The sequence below is a fragment of the Actinacidiphila glaucinigra genome (genome assembly GCF_900188405.1).
Lineage (GTDB): Bacteria > Actinomycetota > Actinomycetes > Streptomycetales > Streptomycetaceae > Actinacidiphila > Actinacidiphila glaucinigra.
Map to the genome: position 1 here is coordinate 391,170 of NZ_FZOF01000005.1, position 23,575 is coordinate 414,744.

Annotated in this window: 21 protein-coding genes; 7 read left to right on the plus strand and 14 right to left on the minus strand. The window is 73.0% G+C overall.

What is annotated here, in order from left to right; all coding sequences use genetic code 11:
- Positions 1 to 268: 268 nt before the first annotated feature.
- Positions 269 to 1,450, minus strand: coding sequence for an ROK family transcriptional regulator (locus CHF15_RS13015; protein ID WP_089223892.1), 1,182 nt, complete (start codon positions 1,448 to 1,450; stop codon positions 269 to 271).
- Positions 1,451 to 1,701: 251 nt separating this feature from the next.
- Between CHF15_RS13015 and CHF15_RS13020 the strand changes: the two genes are divergently transcribed.
- From CHF15_RS13020 to CHF15_RS13030, 3 genes are all read left to right on the plus strand, one after another.
- Positions 1,702 to 2,502, plus strand: coding sequence for an alpha/beta fold hydrolase (locus CHF15_RS13020; protein ID WP_089223893.1), 801 nt, complete (start codon positions 1,702 to 1,704; stop codon positions 2,500 to 2,502).
- Positions 2,503 to 2,667: 165 nt separating this feature from the next.
- A complete protein-coding gene (locus tag CHF15_RS13025) occupies positions 2,668 to 3,864 on the plus strand; it encodes a globin domain-containing protein (RefSeq protein WP_089223894.1) in 1,197 nt (398 codons plus the stop codon).
- Positions 3,865 to 3,999: 135 nt separating this feature from the next.
- The gene (locus CHF15_RS13030) at positions 4,000 to 4,437 is read left to right on the plus strand and encodes a nuclear transport factor 2 family protein (protein ID WP_089223895.1); all 438 of its coding nucleotides are present in this window, start codon (positions 4,000 to 4,002) and stop codon (positions 4,435 to 4,437) included.
- Between the two features lie 36 nt (positions 4,438 to 4,473).
- On the opposite strand, the gene CHF15_RS13035 is transcribed toward CHF15_RS13030, so the two are convergent.
- The 10 genes from CHF15_RS13035 to CHF15_RS13080 form a co-directional block, all read right to left on the minus strand.
- A complete protein-coding gene (locus CHF15_RS13035) occupies positions 4,474 to 4,914 on the minus strand; it encodes a hypothetical protein (RefSeq protein ID WP_089223896.1) in 441 nt (146 codons plus the stop codon).
- Between the two features lie 65 nt (positions 4,915 to 4,979).
- Positions 4,980 to 5,672 (minus strand): hypothetical protein, encoded by a 693-nt coding sequence (locus tag CHF15_RS13040; protein ID WP_245938803.1) that lies wholly within the window; start codon positions 5,670 to 5,672, stop codon positions 4,980 to 4,982.
- 72 nt (positions 5,673 to 5,744) lie between these two features.
- On the minus strand, positions 5,745 to 6,098 hold the full coding sequence (locus CHF15_RS13045; protein ID WP_089223898.1) for a WhiB family transcriptional regulator: 354 nt from the start codon (positions 6,096 to 6,098) through the stop codon (positions 5,745 to 5,747).
- 104 nt (positions 6,099 to 6,202) lie between these two features.
- Positions 6,203 to 7,078, minus strand: coding sequence for a LysR family transcriptional regulator (locus tag CHF15_RS13050; protein ID WP_089223899.1), 876 nt, complete (start codon positions 7,076 to 7,078; stop codon positions 6,203 to 6,205).
- 137 nt (positions 7,079 to 7,215) lie between these two features.
- Complete coding sequence (locus CHF15_RS13055) at positions 7,216 to 8,082, minus strand: NAD-dependent epimerase/dehydratase family protein (RefSeq protein ID WP_089223900.1); 867 nt, start codon at positions 8,080 to 8,082, stop codon at positions 7,216 to 7,218.
- A 103-nt stretch (positions 8,083 to 8,185) separates the two neighbouring features.
- Positions 8,186 to 9,058: a Gfo/Idh/MocA family protein gene (locus CHF15_RS13060; RefSeq protein WP_089223901.1), complete on the minus strand. Its 873-nt coding sequence runs from the start codon at positions 9,056 to 9,058 to the stop codon at positions 8,186 to 8,188.
- Positions 9,055 to 10,269 (minus strand): ROK family transcriptional regulator, encoded by a 1,215-nt coding sequence (locus tag CHF15_RS13065; RefSeq protein WP_089223902.1) that lies wholly within the window; start codon positions 10,267 to 10,269, stop codon positions 9,055 to 9,057. The genes CHF15_RS13060 and CHF15_RS13065 overlap by 4 nt, the downstream gene beginning before the upstream one ends.
- 35 nt (positions 10,270 to 10,304) lie before the next feature.
- Positions 10,305 to 11,174, minus strand: coding sequence for a carbohydrate ABC transporter permease (locus CHF15_RS13070; RefSeq protein WP_089223903.1), 870 nt, complete (start codon positions 11,172 to 11,174; stop codon positions 10,305 to 10,307).
- Positions 11,174 to 12,181 carry a carbohydrate ABC transporter permease gene (locus CHF15_RS13075; RefSeq protein ID WP_179279767.1) on the minus strand — a complete coding sequence of 336 codons (1,008 nt, stop codon included), beginning with the start codon at positions 12,179 to 12,181 and terminating at the stop codon, positions 11,174 to 11,176. The genes CHF15_RS13070 and CHF15_RS13075 overlap by 1 nt, the downstream gene beginning before the upstream one ends.
- A gap of 34 nt (positions 12,182 to 12,215) precedes the next feature.
- Positions 12,216 to 13,616, minus strand: a complete 1,401-nt coding sequence (locus tag CHF15_RS13080; protein WP_089223904.1) for an ABC transporter substrate-binding protein — start codon at positions 13,614 to 13,616, stop codon at positions 12,216 to 12,218.
- A 152-nt stretch (positions 13,617 to 13,768) separates the two neighbouring features.
- On the opposite strand from CHF15_RS13080, the gene CHF15_RS13085 reads away from it, so the two are divergent.
- The 4 genes from CHF15_RS13085 to CHF15_RS13100 are packed head-to-tail and all read left to right on the plus strand — an operon-like array spanning position 13,769 to position 18,949.
- Positions 13,769 to 14,815 carry a zinc-dependent alcohol dehydrogenase gene (locus CHF15_RS13085; RefSeq protein WP_089223905.1) on the plus strand — a complete coding sequence of 349 codons (1,047 nt, stop codon included), beginning with the start codon at positions 13,769 to 13,771 and terminating at the stop codon, positions 14,813 to 14,815.
- A 14-nt stretch (positions 14,816 to 14,829) separates the two neighbouring features.
- Positions 14,830 to 15,630 carry a sugar phosphate isomerase/epimerase family protein gene (locus tag CHF15_RS13090; protein ID WP_089223906.1) on the plus strand — a complete coding sequence of 267 codons (801 nt, stop codon included), beginning with the start codon at positions 14,830 to 14,832 and terminating at the stop codon, positions 15,628 to 15,630.
- Positions 15,627 to 16,997 carry an MGH1-like glycoside hydrolase domain-containing protein gene (locus CHF15_RS13095; protein ID WP_089223907.1) on the plus strand — a complete coding sequence of 457 codons (1,371 nt, stop codon included), beginning with the start codon at positions 15,627 to 15,629 and terminating at the stop codon, positions 16,995 to 16,997. Before CHF15_RS13090 ends, CHF15_RS13095 begins: the two co-directional genes overlap by 4 nt.
- The gene (locus CHF15_RS13100; protein ID WP_089223908.1) at positions 16,994 to 18,949 is read left to right on the plus strand and encodes an amylo-alpha-1,6-glucosidase; all 1,956 of its coding nucleotides are present in this window, start codon (positions 16,994 to 16,996) and stop codon (positions 18,947 to 18,949) included. The genes CHF15_RS13095 and CHF15_RS13100 overlap by 4 nt, the downstream gene beginning before the upstream one ends.
- An 87-nt stretch (positions 18,950 to 19,036) precedes the next feature.
- Here the strand turns inward: CHF15_RS13100 and CHF15_RS13105 are convergent, their stop codons facing one another.
- The 3 genes from CHF15_RS13105 to CHF15_RS13115 all read right to left on the minus strand — a co-directional run bounded on the left by CHF15_RS13105 (position 19,037) and on the right by CHF15_RS13115 (position 23,389).
- A complete protein-coding gene (locus CHF15_RS13105; protein WP_089223909.1) occupies positions 19,037 to 19,870 on the minus strand; it encodes an oxidoreductase in 834 nt (277 codons plus the stop codon).
- A gap of 135 nt (positions 19,871 to 20,005) precedes the next feature.
- Positions 20,006 to 20,866, minus strand: coding sequence for a helix-turn-helix transcriptional regulator (locus CHF15_RS13110; RefSeq protein WP_089223910.1), 861 nt, complete (start codon positions 20,864 to 20,866; stop codon positions 20,006 to 20,008).
- Between the two features lie 162 nt (positions 20,867 to 21,028).
- The gene (locus CHF15_RS13115) at positions 21,029 to 23,389 is read right to left on the minus strand and encodes a M4 family metallopeptidase (protein ID WP_089223911.1); all 2,361 of its coding nucleotides are present in this window, start codon (positions 23,387 to 23,389) and stop codon (positions 21,029 to 21,031) included.
- Between the last annotated feature and the right edge of the window lie 186 nt (positions 23,390 to 23,575).

Genomic DNA, 23,575 nt, shown 5'->3' on the forward strand with positions numbered 1-23,575 from the left:
CCGGCCCTCGGCATGGGGATACCGGACCGGCATCGGCCGGTCCCGCTCCGTCAGGCTTTCGATGGGAAAGTAGCAGCGCCCGCCCGGTGGGGGAAGAAGTTGCGCAGGAATCGACAAGGTCTTTTCCCGGTTCCAGGACAAAGTCTGGACGCGGGCCAACTCACCTGGCGTACAAGGGCCGTGGACGCCGCCGACACCGAACCCACGGCAACGGCACGGCGAACGGAGGGGAACGGCCGGGTACCGGCGGGCCGTGCCCGCCGGGGGATCACACCGGCGAGAAGACGTGGTCGCTGATCAGGCGGGTGGCGCCGACCACTCCCGCGGTCGGGCCGAGTTCGCTGAGGACGATCGGCAGGTTGCCGGTGGCCAGCGGCAGCGACTGGCCGTACACCTGGCTGCGGATGCTCGCCAGGAGGGTGTGCCCCAGGCCGGTGAGTCCGCCGCCGATCACGACGAGTCCGGGGTTGAAGAAGCTCACCAGGCCGGCGATGACCTGCCCCGTGCGGTTGCCGCCCTGCCGGATGAGGTCGAGGGCCGCGCCGTCCCCGGCCGCCGCGGCGGCCGCCACGTCGGCGGAGGTCAGCGTCCCCGCCGCGGCCAGCCGGTCGGCGAGCGCCGCCGATCCGCCCGCGGCCGCCGTGGCGGCCGCGTCCCGGGACAGGGCGCTGCCGCCGAAGTAGGCCTCGAGGCAGCCGTGGTTGCCGCAGGCGCAGGAGAGCCCGCCCGGCACCACCTGGATGTGCCCGATGTCCCCGGCGCTGCCGGTGACCCCGCGGTAGACCTGTCCGCCCACGACGATGCCGCAGCCGATCCCGGTCCCGATCTTGACGAAGAGGAAGTCCCGCACGGAACGGGCGACCCCGGCGTGCTGCTCCCCCAGCGCCATCAGGTTCACGTCGTTGTCGACCAGGACGGGGCAGCCGAGTTCCTGGCTCATCGCCTCCCGGACGGGGAACCCGTCCCAGCCGGGCATGATCGGCGGGGCGACCGGCACGCCGTCGGGGAAGCGCACCGGCCCCGGCACCCCGATCCCCGCGCCGTCGAAGCTCTCCGCGGCACCGGCCTCGCGCAGGTCGGCCGCCATCGCCAGTACCTGCTCGAACACCGCGACCGGTCCCTCGCGCACGTCGTACCGCGCGGCGCGGTGGCCGAGCACCTCCAACTCGGCGTTGGTGACCGCCACGTCGACCGAGGTGGCGCCGATGTCCACGCCCAGGAAGCGCAGCGAGGGGGCGAGGCGCACATTGTGGGAGGGCCGTCCGCCGCGGGAGGCGGCGAGTCCGTCGGGGACCACGAGACCCGTCTCCAGCAGGCGGTCGACCTCGACGGCCAGCTTGGACCGGGAGAGTTCCACCTGGTCGCCGAGCACGGCCCGCGACTGCGGGCCCGCGTCGCGCAGCAGGCGCAGCACCCGCGCCTGGTGCCCGTTCGCCGGACGGGCCGTCATCCGTCTCACGTCGCGCTTCTCCCTCGCCGGTCACCCTCGGGTGCGTCTCGTCACCCTCCGGGCGGGGCCACGACTGGACCGGACCGTACCACCGGGGTGGGCGGGCGGGAAGAAACCGCCGAAAGGCACCCGGAGGCCGCCTCTCCGGGCGACCGGCGGGGCGCCGTTTGCGGGCGCCCACCGCGTCCGGCAGGGTGCGGGGCGACAGCACGCGGCGCGGGCCCTCCGCGCCGGTGGAAGGGGGGTTCGTGATGACGTGGTCCCGGATGACGGTGCTCCGCGACGGCGTACGGCTGGAGTGCCGGGACCGGCCCGGTCCGGGGCCGTCGGTGGTCCTGCTGCACGGCCTGGCCGGCCACGCGGGCGAGTGGGACGGCACCGCGCGGTGGCTGAGCCCGCGTCATCGCGTGGTCGCCGTGGACCAGCGGGGGCACGGCGCCTCCGAGCGGCGTCCCGGGGATGTCTCCCGGGCGGCCTATGTGGAGGACGCGGTGGCCGTCATCACCCGGTCGGGCACCGGGCCGGTGATCCTGGTCGGCCAGTCGCTCGGCGGCCACACCGCGATGCTGACGGCCGCGGCCCGCCCGGACCTGGTCCGCGCCCTGGTGCTGGTCGAGGCGGGACCCGGCGGACCGAACCCGGGCGTTCCCGCGGACATCGGGGCGTGGCTTGACTCCTGGCCGGTGCCCTTCCCCTCGGTGGAGTCCGCCGCCGCGTTCCTCGGCGGCGGCCCGGTCGGCAGGGGCTGGGCGGAGGGCCTGGAGCGGCGCGAGGACGGCTGGTGGCCGCGCTTCGACCGCGACGTCATGGTGGCGTCCCTGCGGGAGAACGCGGAGCGGGCCTTCTGGCAGGAGTGGGACGCGCTGCGGTGCCCGACGCTGGTCGTGCTCGCCGAGAAGGGGATCATCGGGGCCGAGGAGGCCGAGGAGATGTGCCGCCGGCAGCCGCGGGCGGTGGCCGTCGGCGTCCCCGGGGCGGGCCACGACGTCCATCTGGAGCGCCCGGACGCACTGCGCCAGGCGATGTCGGCCTTCCTCGACTCGCTCGGCTGACGGACCGCCCGAAGGGAGCGTGCGACCCGGTGGGCCGTTCCGCGGCGCTATAAGTATCATCCTGGATGCAAGTTAAACCGCTCGCGTCGTGCCGCCCTGCGCGGAACACGGCGCGACGCCGGTTCGCCGCGGCATGCCCGCACCACGTCCGAGTTGGGGAACCCCATGCTGTCCGCGCGGTCCCGCGACCTGATCGCCGAGAGCCTGCCGTCGGTGGGCCCGGTCATCACCGACATCACCCGGCACTTCTACCGGTCGCTCTTCGACGAGCACCCCGACCTGCTGCACCGCATGTTCAACCGGGGCAACCAGGCGAACGGCGAGCAGCAGAACGCCATCGCCTCCGCCCTCGTCGGCTTCGCGTCGCTGCTGGCGCACCGGCCCTACATACGGCCCGAGGACGTCGTGCGGCGCATCGCGCACAAGCACGCCTCGGTGGGCGTCACACCGGAGCAGTACACGCTGGTGCACCGGTACCTGATGCGGGCCTTCTCCGACGTGCTCGGCGGCGCGCTCTCCCCCGAGGCCGCGGCGGCCTGGGACCAGGCGTACTGGCTCATGGCGAACGGCCTCGCGGGCAGCGAGCGGGAGCTGTACGCGTCGGTGGGCGCGGAACCGGGCGAGGCGTGGCGGTACTGGCAGGTCGTGCTGCGCACCGAGGAGGCCTTCGACGTCGTCTCCCTGCACCTGCAGCCGGTGGACGGCGCCGCGGCCGAGCCGTTCCAGGCCGGGCAGTACGTCACCATGGCCGCCGCGCTGCCCGACGGGGCGTTCCAGCTGCGCCAGTTCAGCCTGTCGTCGGCGCCGGCGGACCCCCTGTGGCGGGTCACGGTGCGCAGGCACCGCGGCGACGCGGCGCGCCCGGCCGGAGAGGTGTCGACCTTCCTGCACGAGCACCTGGGGCTCGGAGCCGCCGTCCAGATGTCGCCGCCGTACGGCGAGGTGGTCCTGGACGACTCCGACGCCCCGCTGCTCCTCGCCTCCTCGGGCATCGGCGTGACACCGCTGGTCAGCATGCTGCGGCAGCTGAGCGCCACGGGCTCGCGCCGGCCGGTCACGGTGCTCCACCACGACCGCACCCCGTGGACGCATCCGCTGCGCTTCGAGGTGGAGGAGTGCGTGCGGCGGCTCGGCGGGCGGCTGCACCTCTGGTACGAGGACCCGGCGGGAGCACCGCCGCACGCCCGTCAGGGGGCGCCCGACCTGTCCCAGGTGGAGGTGGCACCCGGGACGCGCGCCTATCTGTGCGGCCCCACCTCGTTCACCAGGACACTGCGGCCCGGGCTGGTGCGGGCCGGCGTGGCTCCCGCGGCGATCCGCCACGAGGTGTTCGGTCCCGACATGTGGCACGCCCCGAGCTGACCGCGGGACGCGCCGGAAGCCGCCGGATTCCGCGGTTCGGACCGCCCGGCGAAGGAACCCCCGACTCCCCTATGCTCGCCTACGATCCGACAACCTTCCCAACAGTTGATCCTTGAATCACCTCAGGAGATCGCCATGCCCGAGACACCCGGATCCGGGAGCGCGGCCCCACAAGAGGTCGCCGAGGCGATGTACGACGCCATGCTGCGGTCCGACCGGGACACCCTGGCCGCCATCGCCTCCCCGGGGATCCGGATCCGGGTGACCGACGCACTGCCCGGCGGGGGCGCCGACCCCGGACTCGCCGGTTTCGCCGCGTTCTTCAAGAAGACGTTCCACATGATCGAGAGCCGCATCGAGACCGACCGGCTCTTCGAGGAGGGCGGCCAGGTCGTCGCCGTGGGACGGACACAGGGCGCGGGCCGCGGGACCGGCGGGCCCTTCGACTCCGCGGTCGTCCACGTCTTCACGGTCGAGGAGGGCAGGATCGTCGGGTTCGACGCCTACGGCGAGGCCGGGCCCAACGTCACGCCGATCGACGCACCGGCGCGCCGGACTGACACGGGCCCTTGATCGAGCGGGCGTTGACCGGCGGTGACGTCCGCGCCCCTACGCCGTCCAGCAGTACACGCGGTAGCCGCCCCGCCCGCCGATGCCGCGAGCCAGCCGGGCGAGACCGCCCAGGATCTCGGTCACGATCTCGTGGTCGAACACCTCCCCGTCCGCCGCCCGCTCCCGGATCCACGCTTCGCCGATCTCGGCGAGCCGGGACGCGTCGGCGGCGGCGAGTGCGTCCTGAAGGGCTCGGGAAACGGCGAGGACGACGGGGCCCTCCCAGTCGCCGGCCTCGGCGACGGCCTCGGGCACACCGGCGTCGACGAGTTCGCCGAAGCTCCGGCCGGTGACGATGCCCTCCCATTCGATCAGCGCTTCCTCGGCGTCGAAGTTGCCGTACTCCAGCGACTCGAAGGCCCTGCCGGGTCCGCCGGCCACGACCGAGGCCGCGGTCTCGTGACCCGGCGCCACGAAGAACTCGACGATGGTGCTCACCGGGCCATGGAGCCCGTTCGCCCGGCCCCGGTTCCATCCGGCCCGTCCGGGCGGCCCGGCGGTGATCAGGACGCGTACACGGAGGCCAGCGGGTACCGGCCCGCGTCGAAGGCCTCCTGGCACACGGAGATCCCGAAGGCGATCTCCAGGCCCTTGAGGAACCGCTCCCGCCAGTCGGTGATCCAGCCGTCGTTCTCGAAGACCGGGCGCCCGTCGGCATGGCGGACCTCGGGACGGCATCCCGCGTCGTGCATCGCCCGGTTGAGGAAGGACATCTCCGGCACGTGGTCGAAGTAGTGCCCGCCGTCCGGTTCAGCGGCGCCGCCGAAGCGGCCGTGGATCTCGCCGCTCCACACCCGGCGCCCGTCCTCGAAGTAGGCCATGCAGTACATGCCCTTCGCGGCGATGTTGTAGAGGAGGACGGCCCGGCCCGTCCCCCGGGGCAGCGCGAAGTCCTCCCGGAAGTGGATCAGGTGGTCGAAGTTCCCGGCGAGGAAGGACCAGTCCCCCTCCTTCCCGTAGGCGGTGAGGCGGGGTTCGTCGGGGACCCGGATACGGGGGTGGGTCCTCTCGTGGACGGCCTTGGCCTCGGCGCCGACGGGCTCGGGGATCTCCCAGGGGACGGCGCCGAAGACCACCGCCAGGTCCTGCGGCGCGACGTGCTCCGCGAACACAAGACCGGCCTGCACCCCCAGGAGGGGGTCGTCGGAATCCGGCCAGCGCCCGCCGATCCACGCGATTCCATCGTCTGCTGCCATGGCCGGTGACCGTAACAGCCCGGTCCGACAACGGTGTTGGGTCCCTGCCGCCTCCGGTGTGCGGCGGCGCGTTCAGGCCGAGGCCCGCTGCGGCCCGCGCTCGTAGGCCTGACGCGCCGTCCGCAGCAGGGTGCGCCAGGACGTGACGGTGGGACGGCGGCGCAGCAGCGCGCGGCGCTCACGCTCCGTCATACCGCCCCAGATCCCGAACTCGGTGCGGTTGTCGAGGGCGTCGGCCAGGCACTCGGTGCGCACGGGACAACCGCCGCACACGGCCTTGACACGCTTCTGGGCGGCACCCTGGACGAACAGCACGTCCGGGTCCTCCATCCGGCACATGGCCTGCGCTCCCCAGTTCTCCACCCAGACGTCGGCCCCGCCGGCGACGCCCGTCGGCCCCGGCTCCCCCACCACGTCAAGATTCATCGGCGTCTCTCTCCCGCTCCGCCGCCCCGTCGCGCCTTCGCGCAGGGCTTCTCCTCTCGTCCCCGTGCCCTCAGTACGGACCGGGTGCGGAAACCGTTCAGCGGTCAGGCGGACGAGTCGGCGCAGGCGACCGCGATGCCGGCGAACTCCTCGAGCAGCGGGTCGTGCCGGCTGCCGTCCCAGGCCAGGAACACCCGGTTGGGGCCGATGTCCTCGATCTCGACATGGGCGATGTCGGCGCGGGTGTAGTAGGTCGCGGTGGACAGCGGCAGCACGACGACGCCGCGGCCGGCGGCCACGCTCTCGAGCTTCTCCTCGACGGAACGGAAGCCCGGAACCGACGGCCGCCGCCGCGGGTCGGCGAGCTCCCGGGCGATGTCCCGCCACTCGGGCACGGCGGCGGGGTCCTGCAGGAGGTGCTCGCCGGCCAGGTCCGCGATACGGAGGGCGGGCTTGCCGGCGTAGGGGTGGTCCGCCGGCAGGACCGCGACGCGGGGTTCGGCGAGGAGGCTGCGGGTCGCCAGGCCCCGGGTGTCGACGGGCATCCTGACGTAGCCGACGTCGACGCGTCCGTCGAGGATCACCGCCGTCTGGTCGTCCCAGTTCGTCCTGACGACCTCGACCGACAGCTCCGGGTGCCGGCGGGAGAGCTCCCGCACGGCACCCGTGACGATCAGTCCGGGCATGAAGCCCACGGTGAAGGAGGCGCGGCCCCGGGCCGCGCGGGCGGCGCGCCGCCGGGTCGCGTCGGCGGCCGCCAGGAGCGGTCCGGCGTCGGCGAGGAGTTGCGCGCCGGCCGCGGTCAGCTCGGTGCTGCGGCGGTCGCGGGAGAACAGCCGCACCGCGAGCTCGTCCTCCAGCGCCCTGATCTGCCGTGACAGCACGGGCTGCGCGATGTGCAGGCGCTCCGCCGCCCTGCCGAAGTGCAGTTCCTCGGCCACCGCGACGAAGTACCGCAGCTTGCGGAGATCGAGGTCCACGGATCCCTCCTCGCATTCCCGCCGGGACGGACACATCCGAGCGTATCCGTCCGGGCCGCGCTTCTCAGCGGGGCGGGCTCGGGGGCACGTTCAGGGCGGGCTCAGGAGCAGGCTCAGAGGCGGGCTCAGAGGCGGGCTCAGGGGCGGGCGAGGTCGGCCGGCAGGTCGAACCGGGTGGGCCGCCAGCCCAGCTCCCGGCGGGCCCGGGCGCCGGTGAGCCGCTGGTCGAGGGCGAAGGCCTCGGCGATGGGGCCCATCCGCTCCTCGGCCTCCGCCTCCGTCAGGTGCCGGACCGCTCCGGGGCGGCCGATCGCCCGGCTCACCGCGTGGGCGATCTCCGCCTGGGTCGGGTGGAGATCCCCGACCCCGGCGTACACCGAGCCGGGCGCGGCGTTCAGGGCCAGTACGTACAGCTCGGCGAGGTCGTCGACGTGCACGGTCGACCAGTGGTTGGCGCCGTCGCCGACGCAGGGCACGGAGCCGGTCTCCCGGCCGGGGGCCGCGTAGAACATCTCGACGAGCCCGCCGAAGCGGCCGTGGACCAGGCCGGGCATGACCACGACGGGCCGTTCCCCAGTCCCGGCCCGGGCCAGGACGCGCTTCTCGTTGTCCGTCCGCCAGGCGGTGATGCGGGGCGGCGACAGCGGGCCGTCCTCGTCGGCCACGCCGTCGGTGTCGCCGTAGACCCACACCCCGCCGGTGTGCACGTACGGGCGCGGCCCGGCGCCGTCCTGCAGCGCCTCGGCCGCCGCCCGGTCGACCTCGGCGGTGTCGGGACCGTAGTGCTGGCCCATGTGGATGACCCCGTCGGCGGCGCGTGCGGCGGCCCGCAGCACGTCCGTGTCGGTCAGGGCCCCCGGCACGGGTACGGCTCCGAGCCCGCGGACGGCCCGGACCGATTCCTCGCTGCGCGCGAGGGCCGCGACCTGGATCCCCCGGCGCACCAGGGCCTCGATGGCGGCCCGGCCGATGTAGCCGGAGCCTCCGGTGAGGAAGACCTTCATGACGCTCGCCCCTCTCGTGGTGTCCTGTGACACCTCCGAGTCTTCGGGCCGGGCGGGCGCCGCGTCCAAGACCTGTTCCGCGCTCTGTGATACCCGCCGGGTATCAGCGCAGGGCGGCGTCGATGAGTTCCTGCAGGCGCAGTCCGCGGCGCGCGTCGAGCTCGCCCGCGCGGCCGGACCGGACGGCGGCGGCGAATTCGGCGCGCAGGACGGGCCAGCCCTCCTCGTGGTCGATGACGGAGGTGTCGTAGACGACCTCGCCGCCGGGGCCGAGGAGTTCGATCCGGGTGCGGGGCTTGGGCAGCCGGACGCTGCCGGAGAGGGAGGCCTGGCTGACCGCCCCGTTCTCGTGCTCGCAGGTGACCTCCACCCATCGCCGGGGGTCGCCGGTGGCGCGGATCGAGGTGATGGGGCCGACGGCCGCGTCGAGGAGGTCGATGAGGTGCGGGCCGAGGTCGAGCAGGGCACCCTGCTCCAGGCGCCAGCCCGTGGCGAACTCCCCGCCGAGGAAGGCCCCGTGCAGGTAGCAGGACCGGGCGCCGGTGACCTCGGCCTCCTGGGCCCGCCGCAGGAAGTCGCGGGTCTCGGCCTGGTAGCGCTTGGTCAGCACCATCTGGGAGACGACGCCGGCCTCCGCGACGGCGTCGGCGACCGCGCGTGCCGAGGCCAGGTCGGGGCCGAGCGGCTTCTCCAGCAGCAGGGCCTTGCCGGCCTTCGCGGCCCGTACGGCGAGTTCGGCCTGGACGGCGGGCGGCACGGCGAAGGCCACGGCCTCGCAGCGGTCGAAGAGTTCCTCCGGGCTGCCGGCCGTCACCGCGCCGTAGGTGTCGGCGATCTCGCGGGCGGCCTCGGTCCTGCGGGCCCAGACGGCGGTGAGCCGCGTCTCGGGTCCGGCGGCGAGGATCCGCGCGTGCATGGCGCGGGCCCAGGGGCCTGCGCCGATCAGTCCGACCTCGACGGGGGCGGGGGTGTTCACGGTTGTGCTCCAGGGTCGGTTGGGGCCGCGGCGGCCAGCCGTTCGTTGGCCTGGTCCGGGGCGTAGAGGTGCTCGACCACCATGGCGGTGGCGCCGGCGAGCGCGGCGCGGTCACCGAGGCGGGAGGTCACGACCTGCAGGTTGCGCGTGGCCCGGGGCAGCGCGCGCTGGTAGAGCAGTTCGCGCACCCCGGTGACGAAATGGGTCTCGGCGAGGTCCCCGGCGATCATCAGGACACCGGGGTTGAGCAGGGTCACGACCGTGACCAGCACCTCGCCGCAGCGCCTGCCGGCCTCGCGGGCCAGGCGCACCGCGTCGGGATGGCCGGCGTCGAGGTGCTCCCGCACCTGCGCGGCGGAGCCGGCCGGCACGCCGAGGGCGCTGAGCTGCCCGGCCAGCGCGCGGCCGCTGGCGACGGCCGCGAGGCAGCCGTGGGACCCGCACATGCACAGCGCGTCGGACGCGTCGTGCAGGCGGATGTGCCCGAGGTCGCCGGCGCCGCCGTCGATCCCGCGGAAGGCGGTGCCGTCGATGACGACGCCCGCGCCGATGCCGGTGGACACCTTGACCAGGACGAAGGCCGAGCAGTCGCGCCAGGAGTCGCGCTGCTCTCCCAGGGCCATCAGGTTGGCGTCGTTGTCGACGAGGACCGGCACCGAGGCGGGCAGTCCGGCGTGGCGGGCGAGCGCCTCCTGCATCCGGGCCGGCACGGGGTACCCGTCCCAGCCCGGCATGATCGGCGGCCGGACCACCACGCCGGTGGTCCAGTCGACGGGACCGGGCACCGACAGGCCGACGCCGCACACCTTGGCCGCCGGGACGCCGGCGGCGACGACGAGCTTGGCGAACCACCGGCCGAGTTCGTCCAGCACCCGGTCCGGGCCCTGGTCGAGCAGCAACTCGCCGGTGTGCTCGGCGAGTACCCGCCCGGACAGGTCCAGCACCGCGGCGCGGGCGCTGGTGGTGTCCAGGTCGGCGGCGAGCACGGCGGCGTGCCCGGAGTCGAACTGCAGGTGGGTGGAGGGCCGTCCGCCGGTGGACTGCCCGCCGGGTACGGTGCGCAGCCAGCCCGCGGCGAAGAGCTGGTCCAGCCGCTGCCCGACGGTGGAGCGGGACAGGCCCGTCACGCGCTGGAGTTCCCCACGGGTGGTCGCCTGCCCGGTCCTGATCAGTTCCAGCAGGTGTCCGGCGGTGCTCCAGGGCGTAGCCATCCGTGCTCGCTCCCCCTCGTGTCGGGCCATGGTGCTCAGCTCTTGTCCGCGCCGCTGGTCAGGCCCTCGGTGAGGAGCCGTTCGGCCGCGTAGAAAAGGAGTACCACGGGAATCGTCAGGACGACGGAGCCTGCCATGAGGACGGTCTTCGGCACCTCGATGCCGTTGGCGAGCTGCTGCAGCCCCAGGGACACCGTCCACTTGTCCGGATCGGCGGCGAGGAACAGCAGCGCGAAGAGGAACTCGTTCCAGGCGATCATGAAGACATACAGCCCGGTGGCCATCAACGAGGGTGCGGCCAGCGGCAGTACGACCTTGCGCACGGTCTGCAGCCGTGAGGCGCCGTCGAGGGCGGCGGCCTCCTCGATGCTCTCCGGGATGGTGATGAAGTAGTTCTTGAGCATGTAGATGGACACCGGCACGGTCTGCGCGATGTAGACGATCGCGAGGCCGAACAGGCTGCCCTGCAGGCCGATCCGGGCGAAGACGACGAACAGCGGCACAGCGAGCAGCGTCGCCGGGAAGAGGTAGACGGCCAGGAACAGCGCGCTGACCTGCCGCCCGCCGAGGAACCTCAGCCGGGTGATCGCGTAGGCGCCGGGGACGGAGACCAGCAGGGTCAGCAGCATGGAGCCGAGCGCCACCAGGGCGGAGTTGCCGAGCATCCGCAAGAAGCCCTGGCCGCCGTCGTCCACCGACTTGAGGACGGTGCGGTAGGTGTCGAGGGTGAACTCGGAGGTGCCGACCCACAGCTTGCCGGGGTCGAGCAGCAGCTGGTCGATCGGCTTCACCGAGAGCAGCAGCATGTAGTAGAAGGGGAAGATCGTGATGACCGCGAGTCCGGCGATCACCACCCAGCGAAGGACCCCGAAGGTGCGGTCCTCGATCTGTGCGCGACTGGCCATCACGCCTCCTCCTGAACCTTCTTGGCGAAGAACTTGAAGTAGATGCCGAGCAGCACGGCGAGGATCGCGGCGAGGACGAGGGCCTGGGCCGCGGCCGCGCCCACGTCGTAGCGGGCCGTGAGGAAGTCGTAGACGCGCACCGCGACCACGTCGGTGCCCGAGCCGCCGCCGGTGAGCAGGTAGATGTCGTCGAACTTGTTGAAGGTGAGGATGAAGCGCAGCACCGACAGCAGGGCGATGACCGGCATCAGCTGGGGCAGCAGGATGTGGCGGAACCGCTGGGTGAGGGTGGCACCGTCGACCACGGCGGCCTCCTCCAGTCCCTCCGGGACGGCCTGCAGCCGGGCCATCAGGAAGAGGAAGGCGAAGGGGAAGTAGCGCCAGGTCTCGAAGGCGATCACGGTGAGCAGGGCGAGCGGCACGTGGACGTGCCAGCCGAGCAGGGATATCTCCTGGGACCTGGTGGACAGGAAGGCGACCGGCTCGTCCCAGCCGAACAGCTTGGTGCCCACCTCGTTGACGACGCCGAACTGCGGGCTGAGCGCGATCTCCCAGACGAAGGTCACGGCGACGACGGGGGCCACGTAGGGCAGCAGCATGGTGCCGCGCAGCAGCGCCCGGCCGCGGAAGGGGCGGCGCAGCGCGAGCGCCGCGATCAGGCCGAGGACGATGGAGCCGGCGGTGGCGCCGACGGTGTAGACCAGGGTGGTCCACAGGGAGGTCCAGAAGCCGGGCGAGGTGAAGACCTCGCTGAAGTTGCTCCACGTCCAGTTGGACAGGAAGCCCATGCCCTGGATGTCGACCAGCCGGGCGTGCTGGAAGGCCAGCAGGACGGTCCAGGCGATCGGCAGGACCACGACGACCAGGACCACCAGCAGGGTGGGCGAGACGAAGGCGAGTCCGGCCCGGTTCTCCCGCTGGGCCAGGGTCAGCGGGCGCTGGGACCTGGTGTTCGCGGTGTCCGCCTCCGGCGTTCTCCGCTGCTGTGTGCTCTGTGCGGTGCTCATCACTGCTTCCTTGAAGGACGAGGCCGGGGGCGGCTCACTGGAGGGACTTCTGCAGGGACGCGACTTCCTCGTCGGCCTCCTCGGCCGCCTCCTGGGGGGAGGTCTGGCCGGTGGTCATGTCGCCCACCGCCTTGGGGATGGGCAGTTCGCCGATGGTGGCGCCGACGAGTGCGCCCTGGCCCTGGGTGATGCCCCAGCGCTTCATGTTGCTGACCCCGGCCGCGAGTTCGTCGAGCAGCTGCGGGGAGAAGACCTCTTCCATGGACTTCTTGGTGTCCACGCCCATGTCGCTGGCCCGCCAGGCCTTGAGGTACTTCTGCGGGTCGTCGGCGGTTCCGGCCCGGACCGGGATCTTGCCCTCGGGGGCCATGCCGAACCAGCCCTGGTAGCCGTCGCCCATCATGTACTCGATGAACTTCTCCGAGGCCGCGGTCTCCGCGGTCTTGGTCACCACCCAGGAGGAGATCTCGCCGAACTGGGCGGGCTTGGCGGCGTCGGGACCGCTCAGCGCCGTGACGATCCCGCTGTTGTCGGAGAGGTACTGCGGGTCCTTCTTGCACTGGGCGCAGCTGGGCAGCGCGTCGCCTCGCAGGCCGGCCAGCTCGTCGAGGAGGAAGGTGGACCAGACGATCATGGAGGAGCGGCCGGCGAAGTAGACGGCCCGGGTGGTGTCCACGGTCTGGGTGCCGGGGGCGCCGTAGTCGCCGGCGAGCCTGTCGTAGGCGTCGAAGGCGCGGTCGCACTGCGGGCTGTCGAGGGTGACGTCGCCCTTGGCGTCGGCGAGTTCGCAGCCGTTGGCGAGGGCGAGGTCCTCGAAGCTCTGCTGGGTGAAGACGTCACTGGGGTCGGTGGAGAGCGAGATGCCGCTGGTGCCGCCGCTGTTGAGCTTCCGCGCGGCCTTGAGCATCGCGTCGTAGCTGTCGGGTGCGGCGAGACCCGCCTTGGCGAAGAGGTCCTTGCGGTAGACGAGGATCTGCATCCAGGCGTCGCTGGGCACGCCGAGGCGCGTGGCGCCGTCGCCGGTCAGCTTGAGGGCGTTGCCGTTGAAGGTACCGGACCCCAGATCGTCGACGATCTTCTTCGTGGCGTCGGTGTTCAGCAGGCCGTTGCTGTACATCTGCCAGACCGGCGCGAGGGGTATGCCCCCGATGACGTCGGGAAGGGTGCCCGCGGCGGCGGCCGACATGATCAGCTGCGGCAGCTGGCCCTCGTCGACCCCGACCAGGTTCACCTTGACCCCGGACTCCTTCTCGAAGGCGGCGACGGTCTTCTTCGTCGCCTCCACGCGGTCGGTGAGGTTCTCCAGGCTCCAGACGGTGATCTTGTTGTCGGGTTTCCCATTGTCCTGCGCCGCGCAGCCGGACATCACCCCGATTCCCACTGCGGCGGCCAAGCCGCTCGCCAGCGCCCTCGACCGTCGGGACCACATGCGCATCAACCGTCCTCATCGTCAGCCTTGCGTTACGTACGCGTTGCATCAGAGCACCACTTTTGCTTGTTGACAAGACTTAAGTCTCGGATATCTTCGACGTAAGTCAGCCTTCGATGGCTGAACGGACCGCATAACCGATCTTTCCGGAGTCCCCTGTGGAACGCGTAGTCCAGTTCACCGGCCCCCGTCAGGTGGAGGTCGCCCCGAGCGAGTCAGTCCCTCTGCCCCCTGGCCATCTGCGCGTGCGAACCCGCTACTCCGGCATCTCCGCGGGCACCGAACTGACCGCGTACCGCGGCACCAACCCGTACCTGACCCGCACCTGGGACCCGGAGGCCCGTCTGTTCCGCGACGGCGCGGCGGGCATCGAGTACCCCGTGGCCGGCTGGGGGTACTCCGAGGTCGGCGAGGTGACGGAAGTCTCACCCGAACTTACGGACGTACCGGGCATGCCCGCCGTCGGCGACCTCGTCTGGGGCATCTGGGGCCACCGCAGCGAGGGCGTCGTGCCTGCCGAGCGCATGGTCGGGCACGTGCTCCCGGCCGGTCTGGAGCCGCTGGCCGGCGCCTTCGCCCGCGTCGGCGCGATCGCGTACAACGCCGTCCTCGGCGCCGACGTCCACCTCGGCGAGGACGTCGCCGTCTTCGGCCAGGGCGTCATCGGACTGCTCACCACGCGCCTCGCCCAGTTGAACGGCGCCCGCGTCACCGCCGTCGACGCGCTCGACGTCCGCCTCGCCAAGGCCGCCGAGTACGGCGCGACCACCACGCTCAACGCCCGCACGGACGCGGTCGCCGAACGCATCCGCGCCGCCACCGACGGCCGCGGCGCGGACGTCGCCATCGAGATCAGCGGCGCCTACCCGGCCCTGCACGACGCCCTGCGCTCGGTCGCGGTCGGCGGCCGGGTCGTGGCCTCCGGCTTCTACCAGGGCGACGGCGTGGGCCTGCGGCTCGGCGACGAGTTCCACCACAACCGCGTCCAGCTGATCTGCTCCCAGATCGGCGGGGTCCCGCCGCAGCTCAGCGGGCGCTGGACCGTCGAGCGCCTGCAGCAGACCTTCCTGCGGCTGGTCGCCGAGGGCCGCGTCGACGTGCGGTCCCTCGTCAGTCATGTCGTCCCGGTCGCCGACGCGGCCGAAGCCTATGTCCTGCTGGATGAGCGTCCCGCCGACGCGCTCCAGGTCGTCCTGGAGTTCTGAGAGGCCCCTCGATCATGTTCAAGACCGCTTGCCAGGAACAGCTGCTGCCCGGTGACTCCCTCCAGCAGAAGTGGGAGTTCGCCCGGGAGGCCGGCTACGACGCCATCGAACTGCGCGGGAAGGGCGACTTCCACTTCCGCGACCGGCTCCCCGAGCTGCGCAGGGCCCAGGCCGACGGAGTCGTCATGCCGACCGTCTGCGTCGACATGCTGCACTTCTTCGGCGCCTTCGACCCCGACCTGCGCCGTGACGCCGTGGCGCAGATGAAGTCGCAGCTCAGCATCATCGCCGAACTCGGCGGGCTGGGCGCCCAGACACCCGCCTCGTACGGCATGTTCTCCCGCCGGCTGCCGCCCTTCGAGCCGCCGCGCAGCGAGGAGGAGGACCGCGAGGTGCTCCTGAAGGGACTGACGGAACTGGGCGAGCACGCCCGCGCCGAGGGTGTCACGCTCTTCCTGGAGCCCCTCAACCGCTACGAGGACCACATGGTCAACCGGCTGGAGCAGGCCGCCGAGCTGATCCGCACCGTGGGTCTGGACTCGGTGCGCATCGGGATCGACAGCTACCACATGAACATCGAGGAGACCGATCCGGCGGCGGCCGTGCTGGCCGTGGCACCGCTGATCGGCCACGCCCAGGTCAGCGACTCCAACCGCTTCCAGCCCGGCGCCGGCCACCTGGACTGGCCCGCCTGGCTCGGGGCGCTGGACGCCGCCGGGTACGACGGCTACCTCGCCGCCGAGTGCCGTCTCACGGGTGACCCCGTCGACGCCGTGCGCTCCGTCCCCGCCTTCCTGCACCGGGCCGCCGGATGACGGCCGTCCTCGAACCGGCCCTGCGGTCCCCGGGCCGCGAAGAGGACCAGGACGCCGCGCTGCGCCGGGCCGCCGCCCGCGTCCTGCTGTCCAACTGGACGGGCGCGGCGACCGTCCCCTCGCGCACCCTCTATCCGCACCAGTGGAGCTGGGACTCCGCCTTCATCGCCATCGGGCTGGCCCGGCTCGCCCCGCGCCGGGCCCAGCGGGAACTGGAGACCCTGCTGGGGGCGCAGTGGCGCGACGGCCGTGTCCCGCACATCGTCTTCAACCCCTCGGTGCCCCTGGACGCGTACTTCCCGAGCCCCGACTTCTGGCGCAGCTCGGGCGCGGGCGCCGCCTCGGGCGCGCCCGCGGACATCGAGACCTCCGGCATCGTCCAGCCCCCGGTGCACGCCCTCGCCGCCTGGCAGGTGCACCTCGCGGACCCGGCCGAGTCCCGGCGCCGCGGCTTCCTGCGGCGGATGTACCCCCGGCTGGCCGCCTGGCACCGCTACCTCGCCGCCTCGCGCGACCTGGGCGGCGGCGGGCTGGCGGCCGTCGTGCACCCCTGGGAGCCGGGCCTGGACAACAGCCCGGTGTGGGACGCGGCGCTCGCCCGGGTGGAGCCGGCGCCGCCGGAGTCCTTCCGCAGGGCGGACCTCGACCACAGTTCGGCCGCCGACCGCCCCACCGACCTCGACTACGGGCGCTACGTCCGGCTCGCCGCCGACTACCGCGACCACGGCTACGACGACGCGCGCACCCCGCACGCCTTCGCCCTCGAGGACCCCTGCTTCAACGCCCTGTTCATCGCCTCCGAGCACGCCCTCGCCGAGATCGCCGCGGCGGCCGGCGCGGACCCCGCACCGCACCGCCGCAAGGCTGCCGAGGCCACGGCCGCCCTGGTCGAGCGGCTGTGGGACCCCGCCGCGGGCATCTTCCTCGCCCGTGACCTGACGACCGGCGAGGCCGTCGGCGGGCACAGCGTCGCGGGCCTCGTGCCCCTGATCGTGCCCGGCCTCCCGGAGACCGTCGCACGCTCGCTGGTCGCGACGGCGCAGGGCGAGCGCTTCGGTCTCGGCCGGGTGCACCTGGTGCCGAGCTACGACCTCACCTCCCCGGAGTACGACGGCAACCGCTACTGGCGGGGCCCCAGTTGGTTCAACACCGCCTGGCTGGTCCACCGCGGACTGCGGCAGCACGGGGCGGACCCGGCGGCCGACGCCCTGCGCGAGCAGGCGCTCGACGACGCCCGCCGCACCGGCTTCGCCGAGTACGTCGAACCGCACAGCGGCCAGGGCCGGGGCATCCGCCGCTTCAGCTGGACCGCCGCCCTGGCCCTGGACCTGCTGCACCGGACACCGCAAGGAGAGCCCGCCCGATGAGCGTCGAACGTCTGCTGGTCCACCGCGGCACCTTCGCCTCCACCAGCCGCTCCGGCGACATCACGGGACGCCGCGGCGACACCCCGGACGGCCTTTTCCTGCGCGACGCCCGCCACCTGAGCCGCTGGCGGCTCACCGCGGACGGCGTCGTACCGTCCCTGCTGACCTCCTCCGGCGACGGTTTCGTGCTCACCCCGGAGGGCGGCCGGGACGAGCCCCCGGCGTACTCGCTCTTCCGCAGGCAGGCCGTCGAGGCGGGCGCGCTCACCGAGCGCGTCCGCGTGGTCAGCAACCGCGCGGAGCCGGCCACGGTGGAGATCGCGCTGGAGGTGGACGCGGACTTCGCGGACCAGTTCGAGCTGCGGGGCGACCACCGGCGCTACGACAAGGCCGACGGCCGGCGCACCGCCGAGGACCGCCCGGACGGTGTCACCTTCCGGTACCGGCGCGGCGAGGACTGGGACGCCCGCACCACCGTCACCACCTCCCCCGCCCCCGCCGCCGTCCGCCCGCTGGAGCCGGCCGGCACCGCGCGCCTGCTGAGCTGGCGCCTGTCGCTGCCCGGCCACGGTGCGACCGAGCTCGCCCTGAGCGTCCGGGCGGTTCCCCACGGCGCCGCGGAACCGGCCGCGCCCCCGGACCCGATGTCGGTGCGCAACCGGCATGCCGCCGAGGAGGACGGCTTCGTCCAGGCGCGCCCGCGGCCGCGTTCGCTCACCAACTGGGACGAGCTCGCGCGCGCCTGCACGGCGGGCCTGGCCGACCTGGCACGGCTGCGCGTGCCGGCGACGGGCCCGGCGGGCGAGCCGCTGCTGGTGCCCGCGGCCGGCATCCCCTGGTTCCTCACCCTCTTCGGCCGCGACTCCCTGCTGACCTCGATGTTCGCGCTGCCGTACCGGCCGGAGCTGGCCGCGGACACGCTGCTCGCACTCGCCGCGACCCAGGGCACCCGGCACGACGCGGCCCGCCTCGAGCAGCCGGGCAGGATCGTGCACGAGGTCCGGCACGGCGAACTCGCCCACTTCCGGCAGGTGCCGTACGGCCGCTACTACGGCAGCGTCGACGCCACACCGCTGTTCCTGGTGCTGCTGGAGGCCCACAGCGCGGCGACCGGCGACCCCGGGCTCGCGCGGCGCCTGGAACCGCACGCGCGTGCCGCGGTGGAGTGGATGTTCCGCGACGGCGGGCTCGGCGCGGGCGGCTACCTCCGCTACACCTCCGACGCCGCGCGCGGCGGGCTGGCGCACCAGAACTGGAAGGACTCCGAAGGCGCCATCTGCTTCGCCGACGGCCGCCGCCCCGAGGGCGCGCTCGCCGTCGCCGAGGTGCAGGGCTACGCCTACGACGCCCTGGTCCGCACCGCGCGCCTGGCCCGTGGGGTCTGGGGCGACGCCGAGGAGGCGGACCGGCTGGAGAAGGCCGCGGCGGACCTGCGGGAGCGGTTCCGCCGGGACTTCTGGATGAGCGGCCGCGACTTCCCCGCCCTCGCCCTGGACGGCGAGAACCGGCAGGTGGACGCGCTCGCCTCGGACGCCGGGCACCTGCTGTGGTCCGGCATCCTCGACCCGGCCGACGCGCGGACGGTGGGCCGGAGGCTACTGCAGCCCGACTTCTTCTCCGGCTGGGGGGTGCGCACGCTCGCGGCGGGCCAGGCCCCGTACCACCCGCTGTCGTACCACCGCGGCAGCATCTGGCCGCACGACAACGCGGTCGTCGTCCTGGGTCTGGCGCGCAGCGGTCTGGCCGAGGAGGCCTCGGAGATCGCCCACGGGCTGGTCCAGGCGGCCGCCGCGCACGACTGGCGCCTGCCGGAGGTGATGGCCGGGTACGGACGGGACGAGCACCCGGTCCCCGTGCCGTACCCGCACTCCTGCTCGCCCCAGGCCTGGGCGGCGGCCACGCCGCTGGCACTGCTCACCGCACTCAACGGCGGCCCCGAGGCGGTGCGCTGAGGCCGGTCGGACAGACCGGGGCCCCGGGTCCCCCGCCGTCACGGCGGGGGACCCGGGGCCTTCACCGAGCCGCGGACCCCGCCCGGGTCACGAGGCGAAGTCGGTGGACAGGGCGAGGTCCCGCCAGGTCTCGACGTCACGGGCCACACCGGCGAGCTTGTCCTCCACGTCCGCGACGCTTGCCTTGCCCAGCGGGATCCGGGCCGGCATCTCCTGCGCGTCGGCGACGGTGATGATGGCGGCCGCCGCCTTCACCGGGTCGCCGTCCTGGGCGTGGTTGCTGTTGTCGGCCCAGGCGCGCATGCCGCCCGCGCTCGCCTGGTAGTCCTCGATGACCCGCTCGGTGCGGTGCAGGGAGGAGGAGTCCAGGAAGTCCGTGCGGAACGGGCCGGGCTCGACGGCGGTCGCCTGGATGCCGAGCGGCGCGAGCTCCAGCCGCAGCGACTCGGTCACCGCCTCGACGGAGAACTTGGTCGCGCAGTACAGGCCCCAGCCCGCCCACCCGACGAAGCCGCCGACGGAGCTGAGGTTGACGATCCGGCCGGAGCGCCGGGCCCGCATGACGGGCAGGACGGCACGGGTCACGGTCAGCAGTCCGAAGACATTGGTGTCGAACACCGCGCGCGCCTCGGCGTCGCTGGTCTCCTCCACCGCGCCGAGCAGGCCGCGGCCGGCGTTGTTGACGAGGACGTCGATGGTGCCGAAGCGCTCGACCGCCGCCTCGACGGCGGCCCGGGCCTGCTCCTCGTCGTTCACGTCGAGCGGTACGGCCAGCAGCCGGTCGGCGTGTGCCGCCAGGGCCTCCTCCACGGCGCGGGGGGTGCGGGCGGTGGCCACGACGTTGTCGCCCCGCTCGAGGGCCTGCCGGGCGATTTCCAGGCCGAACCCGCGGGATGCGCCGGTGATGAACCACGTCGTCATGTGATGTGCTCCTCATGATCACTGGGGGTCGTTCTGTCGACGTGTCCCAGCGTCCGCGCCCGGCGGGGGGCGGACCAGAGAAGGATCAACCGTAGGAGACGCCTGCCTGGGACCGGCAGTACCAGCCGGGTCCGGTCACGGACGCACGGCCGCGGGGCTCGCCGACCACGTGGCCAGGAAGCGCAGCGCCTCGTGGGCGGGTGTGCCGGGCTGCGCGGTGTAGACGAAGACGGTCTGGTCCGGGTCGTCGCCCACGACGAGGCTCTGGAAGTCCAGCGTCATGGTGCCGGCCATCGGGTGCCGGAAGGTCTTCTCGCCGGCCGCCCGGGTCCGCACCCGGTGGTCCGACCACCAGTGGCGGAAGTCGGCGTCGGCGTCGGCGAGTTCCTCCACCAGCGCCTTGAGCCGCGGGTCGTGCGGGTCGCGCGCCGTACCCATGCGGAGGTAGGCGACGCACTCGCGGGCGACGGTTCGCCAGTCGACGTACAGCTCGCGGAAGGCGGGGTCCAGGAACGCCATCCGCACCAGGTTGCGCTGCGGCTCGGGGACGGCCGAGAAGTCGGTGAGCAGCGCCGCGCCCAGCGCGTTCCAGCCCAGTACGTCCAGCCGGTGGCTCAGCAGCAGGGCCGGGTACTCCTGCAGACCGTCGAGCAGGGTCTGCGTCTGCGGCCGGATGCGCCCCGGCGCGGAGGGGAGCGGTGCGGCGCCGGCCGCGGCGACCCGCAGCAGGTAGGCACGCTCGTCGGGCCGCAGGCGCAGCGCCCGCGCGAGCGACTCCAGCACCGCCGTCGAGACGTGCACCGTGCGGCCCTGCTCCAGGCGCACCACGTAGTCCACGCTCACGTTCGCCAGCTGCGCCAGCTCCTCCCGCCGGAGCCCCGGGACCCGGCGGTGCCGCCCGTCGTCCGGCAGGCCCACGTCCCCGGGGTTCACCCGGGCACGGCACGCCCGCAGGAAGTCACCCAGCGTGGTGTTCGAAGCGTTCCGCTGACTCATATGTCGATTATCGACGCTGCGGGACCGTACCGGGGCGCCACGGCCTGAAGCCTTCGGGCGCGGACCGGGTCGAGCGCGGCCCTGTCGCCGCTGACCTCCCGGAACGGCGTGGTGGAAACGCGGCGCAGCCGGTGCCGAGCGGCACCGGCTGCGCCGGGTGGGTCAGAAGGTCAGGCTCCAGCGGTCGAGGTAGCCGGGGTCGACGGTGAAGATGCCGGGGGTGTTGTCGGTGACCCGCAGCTTCCAGGTGCCGTTGGCGGGGACCGCCGAGGCGTCCACGGTGTACGTGGCGTGCACCGCGCCCTCGCCGGTGTCCCAGTACCAGGGCTTCACCGGGATCTCCGTCCCGTCCTCGGCGACCAGGGTGACGATCTGGCCGCCGACCCACGGGTGGACGAGGTCGACGGTCACCTTGAGGTCGCTCGGCGCGTGGCCCTTGCGGCCGGTCACGATCAGCGGGGACTCGATCGTCTTCCAGTTGGGGATGTCGAAGCGGGCCGGGTTGACGAAGAAGCTCCCGCCGGAGGCCAGCACGGGCCAGTCGAAGCGTACGGTGCGCTTGGCCTTGTGCTGGGCGGTGTTCTCGACGGTGACGGCCGTCTTGAAGGTGCCGGCCTTCTTCGGCGTGCCGCTGATCAGGCCGGTGCGCGCGTTGATGGACAGGCCCTTGGGCAGCCCGTGCGCGGAGTAGGCCAGCCGCCCGGGACGGGAGCCCACCGCCTCGATCTGACGGCTCATGGGCTGGCCGACGGCCACGGGACGGGTGGAGGGGGCCACGATGGCGACGTGGTTCACGTAGCGGGCGCCGACGTTGACCGCCGCCCAGGCGTTCCCGACGGCCTCGTAGGTCTCGCTGCCCTGCCCGAACAGGTCGGCGGCCGCCTGGAGGGTGGCGGTGCGGGCTCCCGCGTAGTCGGTGCCGCTGGTCATGTAGGTGGTGAGGGCCCGGTACCAGATGGCGCTCGCGTTGCCCATGCCGATCGGGGCGACCGGCAGGCCGTCGTAGGTGGGGCTGTCGTAGGCGACGCCGTTGATGGTCTTCTTCCCGCTGCCCTCGGAGAGGAGGTAGAAGAAGTGGTTCGCCACGCCGGAGCTGAAGTGCGGGTCGAGCTTCCTGGTCTCGGGCGTCCAGTAGTCCTGCGAGGTGCCCTTGGCCGAGGCGTCCTTGGAGGGCTGGTCCATGTAGCGCAGGGGCTTGCCGGTGCCGCGGACGTCGGCGAGCTCGCCGATCGTGTAGTCGGGCACGTCGGCGGGGTTGTCCGCGAAGAACTCGACGGCCGTGCCCATGATGTCGCTGGTCGCCTCGTTGAGGCCGCCGGACTCCCCGGTGTAGGTGAGGTTGGCGGTGGCGAAGGTGACGCCGTGGGTCATCTCGTGTGCGGAGATGTCGAGTTCGGTGAGCGGGTGGGCGTTCTCGCGGCCGTCGCCGTACGTCATGCAGAAGCAGCCGTCGTCCCAGAAGGCGTTGGCGTAGTTGTCGCCGTAGTGGACGCGGGAGAAGGCCCCGACGCCGTTGTCGGCGATGCCGTTGCGGCCGAAGCGCTCCTTGTAGAAGTCCCAGGTCTCGCGCTGGCCGTAGGCGGCGTCCACGGCGGCGGTCTGGCGGTCGGCGAGCGTGCCGTCGCCCCAGACGTCGTCGTCGTCGGTGACCAGGTTGCCGATGCCGCCCACGCCGGTCAGATCGTACGTCTTGTGCCCGCCGCGCTCCGGGTCGGTCAGCTCGTAGACGCCGCCGTTGTTCACGGTGCCGATCTGCACCTGCCCGCTGTACTGGCTGTTGCCGGTGCCCGAGCGGATCTCCTCGACGCTCTGGAGCTCCTTGCCGGTCGCGGCGTCGGTGACGACGTTCAGCCGGCTGGGGGTGCCGTCCTCCTGGGTGCCGGTGACGTACGACTGCCAGGCCAGGGTCGGCTTGCCGTCGCCGAGGAAGACGACCAGGCGGGGGGCGCCGTCCGCGGCCGGGGCCTTGGTGCGCTCGCTCTTGGCCGCGGCGAGGGCGGACTTCCGCGCCTTGGCGGCGCTGACGGCCGCCTTCGTGCTGGGCACCGCGACGGGCGCGGACGACGCCTTGCTGACGGTGCGGCCGCCCGCCCGCTCGTGGACCACCAGGTCGCCGCCGATGACGGGGAGGCCCGCGTAGGTGCGCTCGTAGCGCGTGTGCACCGTGCCGTCGGCGTCCTTGATGACGTCCTTGGGTATCAGCGCCTCTTTGCCGCCCAGCCGGAGGGCGCGGGCGGTGCCGGCACGTCCGTCGGACGCCGCCTTGAGCAACTGCTTGCGCTGCGCGGCGGACAGGGCGACGGCGCGCGCTTCGGGGCGGGATTCCGCCACGATCCTGCGCGGCGCCGTCCCGTCCCCCTCGGACGCGGCGACGGCGCCGGTGGCCGGGAGGAGGGGGGTCAGCAGTGCGGCGAGCGTGACCGCGGCGATCGCCGCGACACGGCCGCGTGCGCCGTGCGCACGGCGGTTGGGAGTGGGATTCTGCGGTGAACTGGCACCCGTGACAGCGGGATGGTTCGTCACTCGTGGAGCTCCTTGTGCCCGGCCGTTCGAACGGCCGCTGGGGACGGGAACATTGGAGGCCGGTGAGGCCTCCGCGAGGTGACGTGCGAGTGATGCTCGCGCGACGTGGTGGATCGTTTCAGCATGTTCGTCCGCTGTCACCACTGCGGAGATCATTGTCCGAAAGTCGGTCAAGTGCGCACAGTG

Coding starts and splice junctions, on each gene's coding strand:
- CHF15_RS13090 (WP_089223906.1), top strand. CDS start 14,830: ATGTTCAAGACCGCTTGCCAGGAACAGCTGCTGCCCGGTGACTCCCTC.
- CHF15_RS13015 (WP_089223892.1), bottom strand. CDS start 1,450: ATGACGGCCCGTCCGGCGAACGGGCACCAGGCGCGGGTGCTGCGCCTG.
- CHF15_RS13110 (WP_089223910.1), bottom strand. CDS start 20,866: ATGAGTCAGCGGAACGCTTCGAACACCACGCTGGGTGACTTCCTGCGG.
- CHF15_RS13065 (WP_089223902.1), bottom strand. CDS start 10,269: ATGGCTACGCCCTGGAGCACCGCCGGACACCTGCTGGAACTGATCAGG.
- CHF15_RS13070 (WP_089223903.1), bottom strand. CDS start 11,174: ATGGCCAGTCGCGCACAGATCGAGGACCGCACCTTCGGGGTCCTTCGC.
- CHF15_RS13055 (WP_089223900.1), bottom strand. CDS start 8,082: ATGAAGGTCTTCCTCACCGGAGGCTCCGGCTACATCGGCCGGGCCGCC.
- CHF15_RS13075 (WP_179279767.1), bottom strand. CDS start 12,181: ATGAGCACCGCACAGAGCACACAGCAGCGGAGAACGCCGGAGGCGGAC.
- CHF15_RS13105 (WP_089223909.1), bottom strand. CDS start 19,870: ATGACGACGTGGTTCATCACCGGCGCATCCCGCGGGTTCGGCCTGGAA.
- CHF15_RS13095 (WP_089223907.1), top strand. CDS start 15,627: ATGACGGCCGTCCTCGAACCGGCCCTGCGGTCCCCGGGCCGCGAAGAG.
- CHF15_RS13045 (WP_089223898.1), bottom strand. CDS start 6,098: ATGAATCTTGACGTGGTGGGGGAGCCGGGGCCGACGGGCGTCGCCGGC.
- CHF15_RS13100 (WP_089223908.1), top strand. CDS start 16,994: ATGAGCGTCGAACGTCTGCTGGTCCACCGCGGCACCTTCGCCTCCACC.
- CHF15_RS13020 (WP_089223893.1), top strand. CDS start 1,702: ATGACGTGGTCCCGGATGACGGTGCTCCGCGACGGCGTACGGCTGGAG.
- CHF15_RS13025 (WP_089223894.1), top strand. CDS start 2,668: ATGCTGTCCGCGCGGTCCCGCGACCTGATCGCCGAGAGCCTGCCGTCG.
- CHF15_RS13030 (WP_089223895.1), top strand. CDS start 4,000: ATGCCCGAGACACCCGGATCCGGGAGCGCGGCCCCACAAGAGGTCGCC.
- CHF15_RS13040 (WP_245938803.1), bottom strand. CDS start 5,672: ATGGCAGCAGACGATGGAATCGCGTGGATCGGCGGGCGCTGGCCGGAT.
- CHF15_RS13080 (WP_089223904.1), bottom strand. CDS start 13,616: ATGCGCATGTGGTCCCGACGGTCGAGGGCGCTGGCGAGCGGCTTGGCC.